This window comes from Paenibacillus sp. UNC217MF (assembly GCF_000686865.1).
GTDB lineage: Bacteria > Bacillota > Bacilli > Paenibacillales > Paenibacillaceae > Paenibacillus_B > Paenibacillus_B suaedae.
Window position 1 is genome coordinate 182,715 of sequence record NZ_JMLT01000003.1, and the last position, 18,605, is coordinate 201,319.

An 18,605-nucleotide genomic window follows, 5' to 3' on the forward strand; every position below is an offset into this window, starting at 1 on the left:
CCATTTTCGACATGCTCAAAATGGTGACTCCATTATAAATGTGTAAGATTGGAAAATATACGTGAGGATAGACCTGTTTTTCAAGACGTCGTATTAACGAGGCCTGACCCAATGATTGCAGCACATGTACATTAGACTATCCTTGACCCAGAGTAAAAGTATGCAAACGCTCATACATAGGACTTTGATTCATATGTGTCTGGAACAGCACGATCTCTTCACCCGTCCATTGATTCGGAGGAAGTGGTTCGCTGTTCATGGTGAAGGGCTGACCTTCCCCTCCGCGATACTTGCGGGCCAGCGTAATATGCGGGCGATAAGGGCGTTCCTCCGGTTCGAATCCTAAAGGCGAAGTAGCGGCTGTAACGCTATGGTGCAATTGTCGCAGTTTGTCGATTGCTCCTCCTAGACCAGCCCATAGCACACGTGGGGCTTCTTTTGTCCCAAAGCTTCCCACGCCATCGAATTGCAGATCAATTGGAGCGCCCCCTCTGGACACCTCCTTCAATACATGTACAATCCGCTCAATAACATGCTCATCTACCGCCCCAAGGAATTGGAGCGTAATATGAAGATCCTGCGGGTGTACCCATTTTGCAAATTGCCAGCGCTGCTTCCCTGCTGTGCACCAATCTTCCAATACTTGAACAGCAGACTTCGGCAGTGGCATCGCAATAAACAACCGCAATCCATTCTTACGGATCTCATTTTTACTCATAACTTTGCCTCATTTCATTGGAATTCATGATGTCCCATGTTACATGCGACCTATGAACAATATTGTCCCCATTATTTATTATTTTCGTAAACAACGGTTATGCAATTTGGCTTATACGCGTAACGAATGAATCCAATAAAAAAAGACTGAGATTTTATGTCCATCGTACATAGAATCTCAGTCATTTATGGTGGAGCAGTCTATTCACCAATCCACTCATTGAACCGGTTAGCTCTCATTAAGCGTTGCTTCGCTCGGCATCACTTTTCAAGCGTTGTACTATTTTCAGGTCGTCCTTACTCAGCTCCACATGCTCCAGCAAATCAGGACGCCGTTCCAGCGTCCGCTTCAGAGCCTGTTCGCGTCTCCATATCTCTATATTGGCATGATGGCCACTGATGAGTACATCAGGAACCTTCCAATCGCGGAACTGTGCAGGACGGGTATAATGCGGATATTCAAGCAGTCCTGTACTGAACGAATCCGTTACAGCAGACATCTCATTGCCCAGCACGCCAGGAAGCAGACGAACAACAGAATCAACCACGGTCATTGCGGGCAATTCACCGCCTGTCAATACATAGTCCCCTATAGATAGTTCATCCGTCACCAAGTGCTCACGAATGCGCTCATCATATCCTTCATAATGGCCGCACACGAATATTAAATGGGACTCCTGTGAAAGCTCCTCTGCTTTCTTCTGCGTGAAACGCTCTCCTTGCGGGCACATTAAAATAACGCGTGGTTTCGCAGCTTTATCGTGACTACCCATCGGTTCTGCTATTCTTGAAGCCCTCTCTTCGCCTGCCTTCACCATTAAGTCTTCGACCGCCGCAAAGATCGGCTGCGGTTTTAGCACCATACCACCGCCACCGCCATACGGATAATCGTCAACAGTTTGATGCTTATTATCAGAATAATCGCGGAAGTTGACCGTGTTAATAACAACATGTCCATTCTCACGCGCTTTCCCTAATATACTGGATCCGAATACCCCTTCGCACATCTCTGGGAAAAGGGTCAACACATCGATACGCATATTAAATAAGTCCTTCCATAATATGAACCGTTACGACCTTCTCCTGCACATCAACCGTAAGCACAACGTCATCAATGACCGGAATCAAGATTGATTTTCCTTTCGCAGGCTTCACAACCCAGACATCATTTGCACCTGGAGACAATATCTCATCAATGATCCCAAGCTCTTCGCCTTCGTCTGTCACGACTTTACAACCAATAATCTCATGGTAGTAATATTCATCTTCATCGAGCTCGTCCAGCTGCTCTTCGCTAACTTTCAGCATCCAACCTTTATATTTCTCAACCTCATTGATATTGTCGAATTGCACAAATTTAATGATGTACATATTTTTATGTAAACGCGACCGCTCAACGGTAACGGATACACTGTTATTGGAGTTCGGTTGCTGCAGAACTAACTCGCTCTTTTGAGCGAAGCGTTCCTCCGGGAAATCTGTTGTCGGGATAATTTTCACTTCACCCCGAATGCCGTGCGTATTGACCAATTTGCCGACATTAAACATTCTTTGAGCCATGACTTATCCTCCTGCCGTTGGTAATCACCATTCATTCAATCTATCGTAAATATTCGGAGGCCCAACCTGCGAATATCTTCTTTCTAGTGTAACACATTCAGCCTCATGCATACGAAAAAGGGCTAGGATTTCATCCTAACCCTCTTGCGTGCAATTATGAAATAATGTCCACGGCAACTCGTTTTGGAACTTTAACAGCTGCCGACGTGACGACCGTGCGAAGCGCCTTAGCGATACGACCTTGCTTCCCGATAACCATTCCGACATCGTCAGGATGAACGTGAAGCTCATACACGATGACATGGTCCTTCTCCACGACGTCCACACGGACCTCCTCCGGATGATCGACCAAAGCGCGTGCAATTACTGACACTAACTCTTCCATTCGCGACCCTCCGAACGGTTAGATTATTTCTGGTGTTTCAGTTCATGGAACTTTTTCATTACGCCAGCTTGGCTGAGCAAGTTGCGAACCGTGTCAGATGCTTGAGCACCAGTTTGCAACCATTTCAAAGCTTTTTCCTCGTCGATGTTAACGACTGCTGGTTGAGCTACCGGATTGTAATGACCGATTTCCTCGATAAAACGACCGTCACGCGGGGAACGGGAATCGGATACAACTACACGATAGAATGGTGCTTTATGAGCACCCATGCGTTTCAAACGGATACGTACTGCCACGAAATTCACCTCCTTAACGGAATTCGAATAATCAATCGAGCGAGTATAAAAACTGCGCTCGTCTATGCATTAACGGAAAGGAAATCTCATTCCTTTACCAGCCTTGCCTGCTTTACTCTTCAAGTTCTTCATCATCTTAGGGCCTTTCGGACCCATCATGTCGGAGAACTGTTTCATCATCCGGCGCATCTCATCAAATTGCTTGATAAGACGGTTCACATCAGCCAACTGAGTTCCGCTGCCCGCTGCAATCCTCTTACGACGGCTGTGATTAATTAGATCTGGATCTTGGCGTTCTTCATTCGTCATCGAACGGACAATCGCTTCGATTCGACCCATTTGACGCTCATCCACCTTCAGGTTCGCATTTTGCTTCACCTTATTCATCCCTGGAATCATATCCAGAATCTGATCGATAGGACCGAGCTTCTTTACTTGTTGCATCTGCTCAAGGAAATCATCGAATGTGAAGGCTGCGTTGCGCATCTTCATTTCCATTTCCTTGGCTTTCTCTGTGTCGATGTTCATTTGCGCCTTCTCGATCAAGGAGAGCATGTCCCCCATGCCGAGAATCCGTGATGCCATCCGCTCTGGATGGAACGGTTCAAGCGCGTCCATCTTCTCACCGAGTGTAGCGAATTTGATTGGGCAACCCGTAACTGCCTTAACAGACAAGGCTGCACCACCACGTGTATCGCCATCGAGCTTGGTCAGCACAACACCTGTAAGCTCAAGCTGTTGGTTGAAGCTCTCTGCAACGTTGACCGCATCTTGACCAGTCATCGCGTCAACGACGAGCAGCACTTCATCTGGCTTCGCTGTAGCATGAACTTGCTTCAGCTCTTCCATCAATGCTTCATCGATATGCAGGCGACCTGCAGTATCGATAATGACATAATCAAGGTTATTCTCCTTCGCATGCTCCAATCCGCGACGAGCGATTTCTACCGGACTCACTTGGTCACCAAGTGCAAATACCGGAACCTTAATCTGCTCGCCAACCACTTGAAGCTGCTTAATCGCAGCTGGTCGATAAATATCGGCAGCGACAAGAAGCGGCTTATGATTCTGCTTCTGCAGCATCTTCGCAAGCTTGCCTGAAGTAGTCGTCTTACCAGCACCTTGGAGACCGACCATCATAATGACAGTTGGCGGCTTGTTAGCCTTGGCCAGCTTCGCAGCTGTACCACCCATCAATTCCGTCAATTCCTTATTGACGATGTCGATAATGACCATGCCCGGTGTGAAGCTATTCATCACTTCCTGACCAACGGCCTTCTCTTTCACCTTGCCAATGAATTCCTTAACGACCTTGAAGTTAACATCCGCTTCGAGCAGCGCCAGGCGTACCTCGCGCATCGCTTCGTTGACGTCATCTTCACCAACCTTGCCTTTGCCGCGCAGCTTGCTGAATACATTCTGTAATCGGTTCGTTAATCCTTCAAATGCCATATTATCTCACCCCGTTCCCTTAATCCAACGCCTGCAGTTCACGGACAATCGTCTGCAGTTCCGCGCGCTGCGGGTCGGGTATGCTATCCATATCGTCCATTGCACGTTGCAGCGCCATTACGATCTCTGTCCGACGTTCGAACTTCGACAGCAAGCCGAGCTTGCTCTCATAAGATTCGAGCGTCTGCTCCGCCCGCTTAATATGTTCATACACCGCTTGGCGGCTGATACCGAATTCGGCTGCAATCTCGCCTAGTGAAAAATCATCTTGAAAGTAACATTTCAGGAACGTCTGCTGCTTCTCTGTAAGCAGTGGTTCATAGAAGTCGAACAGCATATTAATTCGGTTCGTCTTAGCCAGTACCTGTTCCTCGTTCATACGGGCCACTCCTTTCGTAAAGGAAAAACACTTTACAGCCCATCGACGTTTCTTATCATACCTAAATCACAACTCCATGTCAAGGGTTGAACCTTAACATGGTGGAATTATTTTTTTGAGACCCAGATCTCAGTGTTTCTTCCTGCCTTCTAACTAGATTACATAGCGGTAGATACATACAAAGTGCAGGACAGAGCCGGCTAATACGAACAGATGCCAAATCGCATGATGATAAGGAAGCCGGTGCCACACAAAGAATGGGATGCCTGCCGTATAGCATACTCCCCCAATCACCAGCAGCATAACACCTTCAAAAGGAATCGCCTGCACCAAGCTGTCCCATACCGTTATCATCAGCCACCCCATAATTGCATAGGCAATCGTAGAGAACCACATATGACGTCCTGTATAGAATGCCTTGTATATAATCCCTGCAATCGCAGTCCCCCATATTAAACCTAGCAGCTGCTGGCTGAACTCATCATGCAGCACGACGAGCAGGAAGGGAGTGTACGTTCCCGCAATAAATAAGTAAATTGCCATATGATCAAGGATCGTAAATCGGTACTTCGATCTCCCCTCCGGCAAGCCGTGCATAATCGTCGAGGTTGTAAACATCATAATCAAGGTAATCCCATATACTGAAGCTCCGATCATATGCGCCGACGTCCCGCGCTCCCACGCGGCACTGATAAGCACGCCTAATGCCCACACACTGAACAATAATCCAACTGCGTGGGTAATTACGCTTGCCCGCTCCTCACTGGATATATTACGGCTCCACTTCATAGTCATCCCTCCCCGCGGCAATCCTAGCTGCCTGCTGTGCATACGCCCATATTTCACGGCGGATCACATTATATGCACATCAGATAGTGTCGGTGAGAAGGAAGGACTTAAGCGAGTTTACCTATTTTATTTGCACTGACTCTTCATAAATCGAATGCTTTCTCTTGTATCATTTAAATACTGAACGGCCGCATCATATGGATTGGACGCCACATAAATGAACAATACGTCAATAATGTGCAGCTGCACAAGCCGCGAAGAAGAAGCTGCCCTGCCTGCTTGGAATTGGCTAGAAATAAAGAGTGAGAAAGGGAGAAGAGCCCGCAAGGATTACGTAATATGTCACATTTATCATCCCATTATAGACAAAAACCCCAGCACGTATGGTTCTGCCGGGGTTCCTTATCGTTGTTCCAAAGACTTACTCAACCTCGTTCTGAGCAAAGTTGATCTAGTGGAGGCTCAAGGATCAAAGATTCTTATCCATATCTTTCAATCCGTCTTCCACGCGTTTCATTGTTCACCGCACTATTATTTGGTTCGTCGTTTGAACTCGCAATTTATTTACAGGGTCTTGCTCATAAGGTCATAGCTCTTCCACGTATGGAATCCAAGCTTCGCATAGAAGTCGACCAGTTCCGTCCAGTCAATGACTAGCTGGCGCATGCCGCGCTGCTGCAATTCAGCGATTCCCGCCTTGACCAGACCAAGACCGTATCCCTTGCCGCGGTACTGATCATCAACACCAAGCGGCCCAATACCGCCAAGCGGCTCTTCGAACAATGGCGCCCAATACGTATTCTGCGCAATCAGCGGAGAATGCTCGTCATTGACCCGGCAGAAGCCGATCATTTCACTGCCTTGGAACAATCCTATGAATTCTCTTCCCTGTCCTCCGCGTTCCCAATAGCATTGTGCCTCATACAGCCATCTGCCCGGAAAGCAGCGACGGAAAAATGTCAACATTTCTTCCTTGTCCTCAGGCGTGAGCAACTTCACGTTCGCTCCATCTGCAAATTCTGGAGTCACGATCAGATCGGTCTCATCTGAGGACAGCATGTCGCTAACCTCATAGAGCTGCTTGAATCCTCTCTTCTCCAGCCATTGACGGTGCATTGACAACGCTTTCGGGAGGCCCGGAACATAATGCCACGGATCACGTCCGATGAATACTTGAGATGCGCCAGCTTCACGCAATGCCTCTTCAGCCCGTCCGAGCAATTCAGAACCTATCCCCTTCCCCCTTGCTTCGGAACGAACGACAAGTGCCTGAATCCAGCCTCCTCCTTCTCCTAGCTTCATCTCGCGCTCTGTTTCCTGCCATTTCTTCGCGATGATAAATCCTAGAAGTCTGCCATCTGAATCTTGGGCGATCCAGGAGCCAGGCAAGTAAACGTTTACATCTCGAAAACTATTTTGTACGAACAGCTGTTGTCTCATTGGGAACAGGTCGCCCAGTTCACGGTTCCACAACTCGCACATCGGCTCCGCCCATGCTTCATTAAGTGGAATGACGTTCACATTTAACCCCTCCTACGATGAAGTCAATCGTCCCCGCCAATTGACTACATGGATGTCTGTTAGTATGTTATTAAAATATAATTACAAGATTATTATAGGTAATCTGAAATATTACTTCAACATCTTTTCCGCAAAATAGTCTACGACGTGCATGACCTTCACTTGCTCGGCTACGCCATCCCGTTCTACGCCTACTTTCATTTGCATTAAGCAGCCCGGGTTGCTTGTCAGGATAATCGAAGCCTGTGTCTCGCGAACAGCATCCATCTTCCGATCAACAATCGAGTTAGCCATGTCTGGCTGTACAATGTTGTAAATACCAGCGGATCCACAGCATACATCCGCGCCTTCCAGCTCTTTGTATCGGATGCCAGGAATGCGGCGAATAAGCTGTCTTGGCCCACTCGAAGCCCGCATAACGTTCCGCAAATGGCAGGAATCCTGATAGGTTACCGTTTCAGATGGTTCGGATGATTCAGCAGTCCCACAGTTGCCTTGCGGCATTACCGGAAGATTGCTCCAACGCTGTGAACGCATAAGCAAATCACTGATATCCTTCACTTGCTTTGCGAATTTCTTAGCCGGCTCCACCCATTCCGACTCTTCTTTCAGCAAATGATCATACTCTACAAGCAACGCTCCACATCCGCCTGCATTTGAGGCAATATAATCAACACCCGCATCACGGAACGCCTCAATATTTTGCTTCGCCAAATCCCTAGCTGTAGCCGTATCACTTCCGCCATGAGCGAACAAAGCTCCACAGCAGCCTTGGGATTCCGGAATGATGACATCATAGCCGGATTCGGTTAGCAATCGGATTGTATTCACATTCGTTTCAGTGAACAAGACGTCCATAATACACCCACGGAATAACCCTACTGTGCCGAGCTTTTCGCCTTTGGCCAGGAAGTGACGGCCACCAGCCCGCTTCACTACACCTTGGCTATCCGCTTCAGGCAGGATGCGCTCCATCATTTGCATCTGTGGAGGAAGCCAGCGCAGCAAGTTCTTCTTCCGTGCAAAACCCTGCAATCCCGAACGCTGATACGTTTGGAGAAGCTTACTCATCCGCAACAGACGATTGTGCTTCATAAATACAGGGCGCGCGATGCGATTCAATCCCTTAACCGCAACCGGCGGCTTATTGTGCGCATGCATGGCTTCTTTCGTCTGCTCAAGCAGCTGACCGTATTTCACATCCGACGGACATACAGGCTCGCAGGCCCTACAGCCCAAGCACAAGTTCATCTGTTTCTGGAAAGATTCATCCGGTTCCATAATGCCATCTGCTACTGCCTTCATGAGTGCAATTCGTCCACGAGGGGAAGCAGCTTCCAATCCAGTCTCTTGATAAGTCGGGCAAGTCGGCTGACAAAATCCACAGCGCATACAGTTCATCAGCTGCTCATAATCGAGCGTCTTCACGAGTTCTTTCTGCAGGGGATTGTTTGTCTTCTCTAGTTGTTGTTGACTCATCGGGAAACCACCAGCCTTTTGCGAGCAGCCTTAGCAAATATCTTGCCTGGATTCATAATTCCATTCGGATCGAACACTTGCTTAATGCCTTTCATCACGTCGATGCCTGTAGGTCCAACCTTCCATTCAAGATATGGAGCCTTTACCGTTCCAACTCCGTGCTCACCGGTAATCGTGCCGCCCAAGCGAATCGCTTCCTCGAAAATGTCCGCGAACGCTTGCTCAACACGGTGAATCTCATCCTCATTCCGCGCATCTGTCGGACAGGTCGGATGAAGATTGCCGTCTCCTGCATGCCCGAACGTACAAATATTCACCCCATATTGCTCTGCAATACGATTGATGGCCAGTACCATTTCCGCAATCTTCGAGCGCGGTACGGTCGCATCCTCTAAAATTGTCGTTGGACGAATACGAGCCAATGTGGACAATGCGCTGCGGCGTGCCTTCATCAGCTGTTCAGCCTCAATTTCATCCTTCGCAGTCTGAACGCGATCTGCACCTTCCTCACTGCATATCTTCGCAATCGCTTCCATATCGCGCATGACAACGTTCTCATCTTGACCGTCCTGTTCAATAAGCAGAACTGCCTGCATGTCTGTTGGAAGCCCGATATGATTATACTCCTCAACTACGCGAATCGTCGGCTGATCCATGAATTCAAGTGTTGCTGGGATGATGCCTGCGCCTACAATACGTGACACGCTGCGGGCAGCAGCATAAATATCTTTATAGGATACGAGCATTGTCTTGCGGATACCCGGTGCGGGCAGCAGCTTAACCGTTGCCTCTGTAATCAACGCAAGCGTTCCTTCGGAGCCTACTAACAGTTTCGTTAAATCGTAGCCTGCTACATCCTTGTACAACTTGCCTCCCGTGCGGATCACTTCGCCATTCGGCAGTACCGCCTCGAGTGCAATCACATAATCCTTCGTCGTGCCGTATTTCAAACCGCGCAGGCCGCCGGCCCCTTCCATGATATTGCCGCCCAAGGTTGAGATAGACATGCTGCTTGGATCAGGCGGATAGAACAGTCCACGCTTCTCCACTTCCCGATGGAACGTCTTCGTATTCAAGCCAGGCTGGAAGGTTGCTGTAAGGTTCTCGGTGTCCATTTCAATGAGCTTATTCATACGAGTCATGGCTACGACGATTCCCCCTGCTACAGGGACAGTTCCGCCGCACAGGTTGCTTGCAGCGCCCCTAGGAACAATGGGAATACGGTATTCGTTCGCAGTGCGCAAGATCTCCTGCACATCTGCTGTCGATTCCGGATATACAACAGCATCAGGCAGAGACTGCATCATCGGTGTAGCATCATAAGAATGCGTGACCAAGCTCTCCTTATCATCGCGATACCGCTCTGGCCCAAGCAGCTTGAGCAGTAGCTCGCGTGCTTCAATCGTTATCATGAATGAACTCCTCCTTGGTGTCTTGGATCCAAGTCAACATCTGAAGTGAACGATTCAACACTCTCCTCCACATCTGCTGAATTGTTCAGGTCATCTGATGACTTTTGGCATATTATAACGTATGATTGAGACAAATGTCACTCGATTTCGAAAAATAATTTTATAATATTTATTATTTTTGATTTAATATTTCAGAAAGAGAGGTTTACAGCAACATGACCGAATTTCGATTAAAAAAAGGCTCGGAGCTCATTCAAGAACATTTACTAGAGCAGCTGCGTGGAGGAATATATATGCCCGGCGACAAGCTGCCTTCTGTCGAAGCACTTGCTCAACAATATGCAGTAGGTCGTTCTACCATACGTGAGGCCCTCAGCGCACTTAAGGCAATGGGCTGGCTTGATATCCGTCACGGCGGCGGAACCTTTGTACGTAAGTATGAGCAAACACCATCTGAGCAGTTCCAAGGATGGCTAACCGATGTGGAGTCTGTGAAGTCACTGATCGAGGTTCGTAAAATGATAGAGGTTGGATCAGCCGGACTCGCAGCCAAAAGACGTACATCCGCTGATTTGCAGGCTATGGCTGCGTGTCTGCATCGTATGGAGAAGCATCTGGAGGATGAAGAAGCTAGTCAGCATGATGACTTCCTGTTCCATGTTCTGCTGGCTGAGGCCAGTCACAATGAAGTGCTTATTCCGATGCTACAAATGTTCCATCAGAAATGTGCTGAGCATATGGGCGAGACTAGACGCATGTGGTTGTTCGGAGAGCGTTCCTCCACCACTCAGCTTCTGGAAGAGCATCGGCAAATCTACGAGGCAATTGACGCGCAGGATGACAAACTCGCGTCTCACCGCATGCTCGAGCATTTATCCAAAATTGAAGCACGACTGGATTAAGAGAAACAAATGATGAGAGCTTCAATTCACCCAGTCTAGTATTATTATCTTTTTAAAATAGTTATTAAAAAGAAAGATCATCCATGCTATAATGTTAAAATTATGAAATTGCATAGGATGTGAGACGCATTGAATCGTTCGTTCTACTCGCTTCTATCCAGCAGATCCTTCGCTAATCTCGCAGGATCTCTGTACATGATGACATTGATTGCAGCAGTCTACCAAATGACGGATTCAGCTGCCTTTGCCGGAGCCGTGTCCTTTGTCCGTTCAATGGCGATACTGGCGAGCAGCTTCATGCTGCCAATCTGGTACCGCCGCATGAGTATCGCTCATGTTACGCGATTGTTTTTGCTTTTGCAATTCGCATTATCAGCCGTTGTCGCATTCTCTATATCGCCACTTGCATCAATGTTATCGACAACACAGTTTCTCGCCTATTCTTTCTGTGCCATAGTTGGTATCGGATACGTAGAAGGCTGTGCTTCTGCAGCGGCAAACGCCTTATATCCGCGCCTAGTTGAAGAGGATAAGAGAGTTCACGCCAATAGCCTTGTTTCGACCAGCATGCAAATGCTGTCTCTGCTTGGATGGACTATGGGGGGAATTCTCGTCGCTAAGCTTGGACATTCCCTTGTTCTTCAATTGTCCGCAGGCCTTCTCTTTCTTGGTTGTCTCTGTATCTTGCGATTGTCGCACAATCAAGAATCAAGTGTAGGCGCAGATAAGAAATCTCATTCCATTATGGCCGGCTGGACGTACCTGTTCACACATCCGAAGCTGCGCGTTATTACGTGGATGGACATCTTGGAGGGAGTTGCAGGCGGAATATGGATTGGCGGTGTGACACTCGTCTTCGCGCAAGAGGTGCTTCATAAAGATGAAGCCTGGTGGGGATATATTAATGCTGCCTATTATGCGGGAACGATTCTCGGCGGACTCCTTACACTGAAACTGTCTGCACGCATTCATAAACATCTAGTCGGCACAATTCTGATCGGATCATTTGGAGTTAGCTTACTCGTATACGGATATGCATGGAATACGCAAGCATTTGTCGCTTTAGCTATCGTAGTTCTGATGGGTCCATTTTATCAGCTGCGAGATATTGCCCAGCGTACCTATGTGCAGCACATCACCCCACTTGAAGAGCAGCCGCATGTATTTGCCGCTCAGAGCACCATCTCATACATATTGTTCGGAGTTTCCGTACTGTTCGCCGGAACAATCTCCGATATTTGGGGAGCCCAGGCCGTATATATCGTTGGCGGCACGATGTATCTGCTGTCTTCCGTTACAGGATTTTTATTGCGGCGCAAGCAAGGAGCTTCAATCTCGGAGGACAGTCCCCCTTACTCCACCTGACTCGCATAAAAATGCTGTCAATAATGAAGAAGACGGAGAGCCACTTCAGGCTCCCCGTCTTTGCGTCGTCCACATTTATTCACTTATATATTGCGGTGCAATGAAATCAGCTAACCAGATCGTATGATTGCCGTGATAGAACAAAGTTCCTTCATGCGCGGCTCTCGCCGCATCAATGACAAGCATTACAGGGCTATTGTCCTTTCGTCTTCCTACAACCATGGCCGTCTCTTGATCCGCTGACAGGTGAACATACTGTCTTGCCATGGGGCGCAGTCCTTCTCTGCGTATTTGGTCTACGATGCGCCGAGACGTTCCGTGATACAGCAGGTCTGGCGGATGAGCTGCGCTTTTCTTTATTTTGTGCGGTATCGAATGGCCATACATTGCCCGAATCCTTCCATCCAGCACCTCGAACCTTTTCTTGTCTGACAGCTCAATCATTCTTACAAAGTCTGTCTCTAGCAAACTTCGCTCTGGATGGCTGAAATGAAGTGCATGGGAAAGTTGTTCAATCCCCACCCAGCCCTCTTCATCCATCTCCAACTCATACTCCCATGGCGCATGACGAAGCGCGTAAGAAACCTCTTTACTAAATCTCGCGTAATCCACAGGCTCACCATCCATACTGGAACGATATGCTTATTATTATATCATTAGATTCAACATTCACCTATGAGAGTTGGGCGCGAGCTAGGAACGAATCTTGCGTTCTCTGCGCAATAAGTAAAGGAAATACGGAGCACCGATTACGGCAGTCACTAACCCCGCCGGGAATTCGATTGGCGGAACGATAGCGCGTCCAATCGTGTCGGCCGTCAACACCAAGATAGCGCCTAACAAGCCTGATACGGGCAAGAGAATGCCATGTTTAGCACCAACAAGCCGACGCGCCATATGCGGAGCGATCAAGCCCACGAAGCCAATCGCGCCGACAACCGCCACCGATGCTCCTGCCAAGGCGACCGAAACAGCTACCAGCGCAAGACGAAGACGCTTCACCCGTTCTCCCAGGCCTGTCGCTACATCATCCCCCAGACTCAGTACATCCAGCCTCGAAGACAGCAGCAGCGCAAGCGGGATGAGTGTCAGCATCCACGGCAGCACACCCATCACCTCGTCCCAGCCTCTGCCCCATATGCTTCCGGTAAGCCAAATAAGTGCTGCATTGACGCTAACCGGATATTTGAACATGAAGTACTGGATGCCTGCATCACACATCGCTCCAAGCGCTATACCCGTCAGTGCCAGCGTCGTGGGACGAGCTCCGCGCCTGTATACGAATGCAAATAGAAGCAGGGCTACCAAAGCCGCTCCTGCAAACGCGGATAAAGGCAGCGCGACTGCCGATGACCCGGGAAATAAAATAATGGTTGCACAAGCCGCCAGGCCTGCCCCCTTCGTAATTCCGATCACATCCGGAGAGGCCAGCGGATTCCGCAGTACGCCCTGCAGGACAGCTCCTGATATAGCAAGTCCGGCACCCACAAGAACGGACAAGACGATTCTGGGCGAACGGTATTTGCCAAGGATGAACGCATGTTCCTTGCTATGCCCCAACATTGTCTCTATCACTTGGTTTGGCGTTATATAGACCGCCCCCACTCCAAGACTGATCAGACCCACGATGAGAAGCAGCGCAACTAATGCGAGCACGACGAGCCGATGGCGGCGCGCCATATTTGCAGATTTATTCATTGTGCTTCCCTCCTGCATATGCCAAGTACAAGAAGAATGGTGTCCCCAGCATGGCAGTAACAATCCCGATTGGCGCCTCATACGGATACGATATATAGCGCGAAACAATATCCGCATACACCAACAGAACTGATCCATACAGGGCGGAGCAAGGCAGTACATAACGCAGATCAACACCGACCATCAGCCGGACGATATGCGGTACCAGTAGACCTACGAAGCCAATCGGGCCAGCAACGGACACCGAGCCTCCCGCCAAAATAATGACGAGCAGACTGCCGACTAACCGTGTTGCCTCGATTCTTGCCCCGAGCCCCCTTGCCACATCATCCCCCATACTCAGCATCGTTAACGGCTTCGACAGAGCCAAGGCGCCCAGCAAGCCGATGCTTGCCCACGGAAGAAGCACGCCGACATGGTGCCAATTCCGATTACCTATCGCGCCGACCAGCCAATAGAGAATGCTATCCGTCGTGTTCTCATGGAACAAGATCAATCCTTGTGTTATGGACGAAAGAAAAAAATGGATGGTCATTCCGACAATGGCGAGCCGAGCCGGCTTCAAATCCCCACCTGCGCTGATGAAATACACGATAAAGCCGCTTAAGGCCGCTCCCGCAAATGCGGAATAAACAAGCTGCTGCTGCGTCAGCTCCGGCAGGAATACCGTTGATGCTACGACTACGAGCGAAGCGCCCGCATTGACGCCGAACACCTGTGGATTAGCAAGCGGGTTGCGCGTCATCGCCTGCATAATCGTACCCGCAACTGCCAAACTCGCACCGATCAGAATCGCGATTAGCGCACGGGGCAATCGGATCTCCTGCACGATAAGCATCTCCTTCGTTCTGTCCGCGAAGAACAAGGCCTTCAGCAAAGTTGGAAATGAAATCGAGGAAGAGCCCAGTGACACATTAATCATGACCCCTGCCGATAATAATGCGAAGCCAAGCAGCAGTGACAGTCCGAACGCCTTGCGCCTTCCGCCGCGATGTAATCCCGTCATGCGTTACAATGCCTCCTTCTTTCTCGTTCCTAGGCAGACAAAAAATAGGCGTTAACAAGTAACGCCTACCTCGCCCGCTTCCTGTCGCACAAATTATTTCTCCGCTTTCCCGCTGCCGTACAGTTTCGAAATTGCTTCTTCCATCATTAATTCCCCAGCAACGATGCCACGCCAGCGTGTCCATAAATTGCGATCCACTTCAATGACCTTTTGGTTCTTCACGGCCTTGAGCTCCTGCCACAACGGACTTACGGACCACTCGTCCACGATCGTTTGCTCTCCGTCTGTCTTCATCAGGAACAAAATATCGGGATTGATATTCAGCAACTGCTCCAAAGTTAGCTCCGCATAGGGTTCCTTCGGATCCTGTATCGCATTCATCAGACTGACCTTTTCCAATACGGCTCCGTCATAGGAGGAAGATGTATGTGCCTTGAAGCTTTCTTTGCGCAAAGCAGCCGACATGACGGTCTGCTTCTCGTCTGATGGCGGCACTTGAGCCTTCAAAGCATTGATTTTATCCTTATGCTGCTCCAACCGCTTTTTCCCTTCCTCACTCATGTTCAAGGCATCCGCTATCGTCTGGAAGGAAGCCAAATTGTCTTCATAGCTTGCTTCTAGACTCTTCAGCACGATTGTAGGAGCAATTTGCTTCAAATCTTCATAAATCGCTTTATGACGTTTCCAATCCGCGATAATCAAATCCGGCTGCAGCGAGCTTATTACTTCCAGGCTTGGCTGCTTGCGAGTCCCAACTGACGTATAATCTCCAATCTTATCCGCCAGACTCTTCAAAATTCGATCTTTATTTCCGTCATCGGCAATGCCGACAGGCTTCAAATTAAGTGATGCAAGTGCATCAACAAAGGAATATTCGAGCACAACGACCCGCTTGGGCGATCCTTTCACTTCTGTTGTACCAAGCTCATGCTTAATTTCTCGCACGGCTTCTGTTTCCTTAGCGGCTGGTTGATTTCCGCCAGCTTGGCCGCCCTCACTTGCTTGAGAGCCGCATCCCGCAATAAGAAGTACTGTGAATAAAATCGCTAGTATTGCTTGATATTTCTTTTTCAAAAGTTACTACCCCCTGGTGTCCAACATAAAGCTAAATACACTTCTCATTATTACTGAGAATCATTATCACTTGTACATCATATTGAGATTTGATCTAACTGTCAATATAATCTGAAAATATAAGTTATAGTATTTTATGGTAGTATAAATCTCGCTTATATTTCTGTCTCCAATGCACCTTCATTCGAACTTGATTTTGCATTCCCTTTTTCGTGAACGTTCGTTTTGTGGTAAACTAACACTAACCTATTTTGAATCTTTTATTGAGAATAAGGGAGAAAGCCATCATGTATCCGGATATTCAGCATTTTAAGGCGGAGTTTTTCAAAGCTTTAGCGCATCCTCTTCGAATTAAGATACTTGAGATCTTATGTGAAGGGGATAAAACGGTTAACGAGATACAAGCCATACTTGGCACGGAGGGATCTTCTGTATCGCAGCAGTTGGCTGTTCTGCGCAATAAAAACGTAGTATACGGCGTTAAGGATGGAACCTCTGTCATTTATTCCTTGCGTGACCCAATGATCAAGGATTTACTTGAAGTCGCGAAGCAAATATTTAACAATCACTTAGTCAATTCCATATCCATGTTGAAAAACATGAAAAACCAAGAATCATCCTAAAAAAGAGAGGAATATGAGTCCGTGACTCCTGTTTCCTCTCTTTTTTGTATAAAAGCATGCCACACCCCTTCCTATACGCTTTGACAGGTATGCGAAACACCTTTATCATTTTAAATATTCAAATAATCAAATATTTAGAAATGGTGGGTATTATACATGAAACCGTTGTGGTGCGGACGCTATGCCAACTATAGCTTCCAATCATTCAAGAAAGATATGATTGCAGGCTTAATCGTCGGTGTGGTTGCCATTCCATTAGGCATGGCATTTGCCATAGCCTCCGGCGTCAAGCCTGAATATGGCTTATATACGACGATTATCGCCGGATTTTTTATCTCGTTGCTTGGTGGATCCAAGTTTCAAATCGGAGGCCCTACCGGCGCATTTATTCCGATTTTGTTCGCCATTGTCATGCAATATGGATTTGAGAACCTGCTAATCGCTGGCTTCCTTGCAGGTATTATGCTTGTATTGATGGGATTGCTGCGCTTAGGAGCCGTGATACGCTTCATCCCGCGGCCTGTAACCATCGGTTTTACCTCAGGGATTGCCGTCATTATTTTTACAGGTCAAATTGCCGATTTTTTAGGGCTTCACTTAGAGAAGCAGGACAGCTTCATCGCCAATATGCGCGAGCTGATCATTCATATCCCAGCGTTCAACATCTACAGTGTTCTAACATCCTGTATTTGTCTTGCTGCCCTCCTGCTCGTGCCGAAGTATATGCCAAAGATCCCGGCTTCTCTAGTCGGTCTCCTCTTAGCCAGTTTGGCAGCAGCTTGGTTGTACCCTGGTCAGGTTGCTACGATTGGAACGACGTTCGGGGCGATACCTAGCGGCATTCCAGCTTTCCACTGGCCAGCGCTAAGCTGGGATCGTATCATTCTGCTGCTTCAGCCTGCATTCGTCATTGCACTGCTCGGCGGAGTGGAATCTCTGCTATCCGCACTTGTTGCCGACAGCATGACAGGTGAAAGACACAACAGCAATCGCGAGCTGATCGGGCAAGGCATTGCGAATATGATCGCACCATTGTTCGGGGGTATTCCTGCAACCGGTGCAATTGCTCGTACGGCAACCAATATACGCAGCGGGGCTGCTTCTCCGATTTCCGGGATGGTGCATGCCATCGTCGTACTGCTCGTGCTGCTGTTCCTTGCTCCTTATGCTTCGGCAATCCCACTGGCTGCAATGGCACCGATATTGATGATGGTTGCCTGGAACATGAGCGAGCGTAAAATATTTGCGAAGATTGCACGTACCAAAACGGCAGATTCACTTATTTTATGTATTACTTTTTTGCTCACTGTGTTCACGAACCTGACAGTCGCCGTTCAAGCAGGTCTCGCGGTGTCCATTATTTTGTTCATCAAACGAATGAGTGAAGAAGTGAAGGTGAATAAAGTTCTTCCTGATCCGCAGGATCAAAAAGCCAAAGTATCTGCAAGAGTCGTAAATGATGGACGAAAATGTCCGCAAATTAGTATCGTAAGCATCGAAGGAACGCTGTTTTTTGGTGCTGCTCATACACTGGAGCAATCACTGTCCTCACAATTCGAGGAAACTCCTCGTGTACTAATCTTGCGAATGGGTCGCGTGCCATATATGGATACAACAGCCGCTGCGCATCTATCTACATTCGTTAGTCGCATCCGCCAGCATGGAGGAATCGTGCTGATAACCGGCATTGCTCCCCAACCTGAAGGGATCATGAACAAAACGGGTCTGGCAGCGATGATCGGGACTGAACATTTCTTCCAACGTACTGGAATTGCCATAGATTATGCACTGACTCGTATTGTTAACGTTCAATGTCAGGGCTGTACGCATTTTGCTTTTCGGGAATGCAGGCAATTATCAAATGTTCAGACTCTGCCTGAACTGTCAAATCAGCCGCTTTCGCAGCGCAGCACTCTACAAATTTGATATCGCTATACACAAGCTTCA

19 protein-coding genes are annotated in these 18,605 nt (G+C 48.3%); 4 read left to right on the plus strand and 15 right to left on the minus strand.

Annotated features, from left to right (window positions below; genetic code table 11):
- Positions 1–136: 136 nt before the first annotated feature.
- The 11 genes from thpR to BP95_RS0100960 form a co-directional block, all read right to left on the minus strand.
- Complete coding sequence (thpR, locus tag BP95_RS0100910; RefSeq protein WP_021256575.1) at positions 137–718, minus strand: RNA 2',3'-cyclic phosphodiesterase; 582 nt, start codon at positions 716–718, stop codon at positions 137–139.
- Positions 719–956: 238 nt separating this feature from the next.
- Complete coding sequence (gene trmD, locus BP95_RS0100915) at positions 957–1,757, minus strand: tRNA (guanosine(37)-N1)-methyltransferase TrmD (RefSeq protein WP_021256576.1); 801 nt, start codon at positions 1,755–1,757, stop codon at positions 957–959.
- Position 1,758: 1 nt separating this feature from the next.
- Positions 1,759–2,277, minus strand: coding sequence for a ribosome maturation factor RimM (rimM, locus tag BP95_RS0100920; protein ID WP_028531211.1), 519 nt, complete (start codon positions 2,275–2,277; stop codon positions 1,759–1,761).
- 154 nt (positions 2,278–2,431) lie between these two features.
- Positions 2,432–2,662, minus strand: coding sequence for a KH domain-containing protein (locus BP95_RS0100925; RefSeq protein ID WP_005551913.1), 231 nt, complete (start codon positions 2,660–2,662; stop codon positions 2,432–2,434).
- Between the two features lie 23 nt (positions 2,663–2,685).
- The gene (rpsP, locus tag BP95_RS0100930; protein WP_021256578.1) at positions 2,686–2,958 is read right to left on the minus strand and encodes a 30S ribosomal protein S16; all 273 of its coding nucleotides are present in this window, start codon (positions 2,956–2,958) and stop codon (positions 2,686–2,688) included.
- Positions 2,959–3,027: 69 nt separating this feature from the next.
- Entirely contained in the window at positions 3,028–4,410 is a 1,383-nt protein-coding gene (ffh, locus tag BP95_RS0100935; protein ID WP_021256579.1) for a signal recognition particle protein, read from the minus strand.
- Positions 4,411–4,429: 19 nt separating this feature from the next.
- Entirely contained in the window at positions 4,430–4,789 is a 360-nt protein-coding gene (locus BP95_RS0100940) for a putative DNA-binding protein (protein WP_021256580.1), read from the minus strand.
- A gap of 153 nt (positions 4,790–4,942) precedes the next feature.
- Positions 4,943–5,578, minus strand: a complete 636-nt coding sequence (gene trhA, locus BP95_RS0100945) for a PAQR family membrane homeostasis protein TrhA (RefSeq protein ID WP_028531212.1) — start codon at positions 5,576–5,578, stop codon at positions 4,943–4,945.
- A 564-nt stretch (positions 5,579–6,142) separates the two neighbouring features.
- Positions 6,143–7,099, minus strand: coding sequence for a GNAT family N-acetyltransferase (locus BP95_RS0100950; RefSeq protein ID WP_021256583.1), 957 nt, complete (start codon positions 7,097–7,099; stop codon positions 6,143–6,145).
- A gap of 111 nt (positions 7,100–7,210) precedes the next feature.
- A complete protein-coding gene (locus BP95_RS0100955; protein ID WP_021256584.1) occupies positions 7,211–8,578 on the minus strand; it encodes a (Fe-S)-binding protein in 1,368 nt (455 codons plus the stop codon).
- Positions 8,575–9,990 carry an FAD-binding oxidoreductase gene (locus BP95_RS0100960; protein ID WP_021256585.1) on the minus strand — a complete coding sequence of 472 codons (1,416 nt, stop codon included), beginning with the start codon at positions 9,988–9,990 and terminating at the stop codon, positions 8,575–8,577. The genes BP95_RS0100955 and BP95_RS0100960 overlap by 4 nt, the downstream gene beginning before the upstream one ends.
- Before the next feature lie 215 nt (positions 9,991–10,205).
- On the opposite strand from BP95_RS0100960, the gene BP95_RS0100965 reads away from it, so the two are divergent.
- Both BP95_RS0100965 and BP95_RS0100970 read left to right on the plus strand, forming a co-directional pair.
- Positions 10,206–10,892, plus strand: coding sequence for a FadR/GntR family transcriptional regulator (locus BP95_RS0100965; protein ID WP_021256586.1), 687 nt, complete (start codon positions 10,206–10,208; stop codon positions 10,890–10,892).
- Positions 10,893–11,021: 129 nt separating this feature from the next.
- Entirely contained in the window at positions 11,022–12,257 is a 1,236-nt protein-coding gene (locus BP95_RS0100970; protein WP_021256587.1) for an MFS transporter, read from the plus strand.
- Between the two features lie 75 nt (positions 12,258–12,332).
- On the opposite strand, the gene BP95_RS0100975 is transcribed toward BP95_RS0100970, so the two are convergent.
- From BP95_RS0100975 to BP95_RS0100990, 4 genes are all read right to left on the minus strand, one after another.
- Positions 12,333–12,869 carry an RNA 2'-phosphotransferase gene (locus tag BP95_RS0100975; protein ID WP_231515022.1) on the minus strand — a complete coding sequence of 179 codons (537 nt, stop codon included), beginning with the start codon at positions 12,867–12,869 and terminating at the stop codon, positions 12,333–12,335.
- Between the two features lie 81 nt (positions 12,870–12,950).
- Complete coding sequence (locus tag BP95_RS0100980; protein WP_021256589.1) at positions 12,951–13,955, minus strand: FecCD family ABC transporter permease; 1,005 nt, start codon at positions 13,953–13,955, stop codon at positions 12,951–12,953.
- Positions 13,948–14,961 carry a FecCD family ABC transporter permease gene (locus BP95_RS0100985; protein WP_028531214.1) on the minus strand — a complete coding sequence of 338 codons (1,014 nt, stop codon included), beginning with the start codon at positions 14,959–14,961 and terminating at the stop codon, positions 13,948–13,950. The genes BP95_RS0100980 and BP95_RS0100985 overlap by 8 nt, the downstream gene beginning before the upstream one ends.
- Before the next feature lie 93 nt (positions 14,962–15,054).
- Positions 15,055–16,035 carry an ABC transporter substrate-binding protein gene (locus BP95_RS0100990; RefSeq protein WP_021256591.1) on the minus strand — a complete coding sequence of 327 codons (981 nt, stop codon included), beginning with the start codon at positions 16,033–16,035 and terminating at the stop codon, positions 15,055–15,057.
- Between the two features lie 287 nt (positions 16,036–16,322).
- Here BP95_RS0100990 and BP95_RS0100995 point away from each other — a divergent pair, with 287 nt between their 5' ends.
- Positions 16,323–16,658, plus strand: coding sequence for an ArsR/SmtB family transcription factor (locus BP95_RS0100995; RefSeq protein WP_021256592.1), 336 nt, complete (start codon positions 16,323–16,325; stop codon positions 16,656–16,658).
- Positions 16,659–16,814: 156 nt separating this feature from the next.
- Complete coding sequence (locus tag BP95_RS0101000) at positions 16,815–18,584, plus strand: SulP family inorganic anion transporter (protein WP_021256593.1); 1,770 nt, start codon at positions 16,815–16,817, stop codon at positions 18,582–18,584.
- The last annotated feature ends 21 nt before the right edge of the window (positions 18,585–18,605 follow it).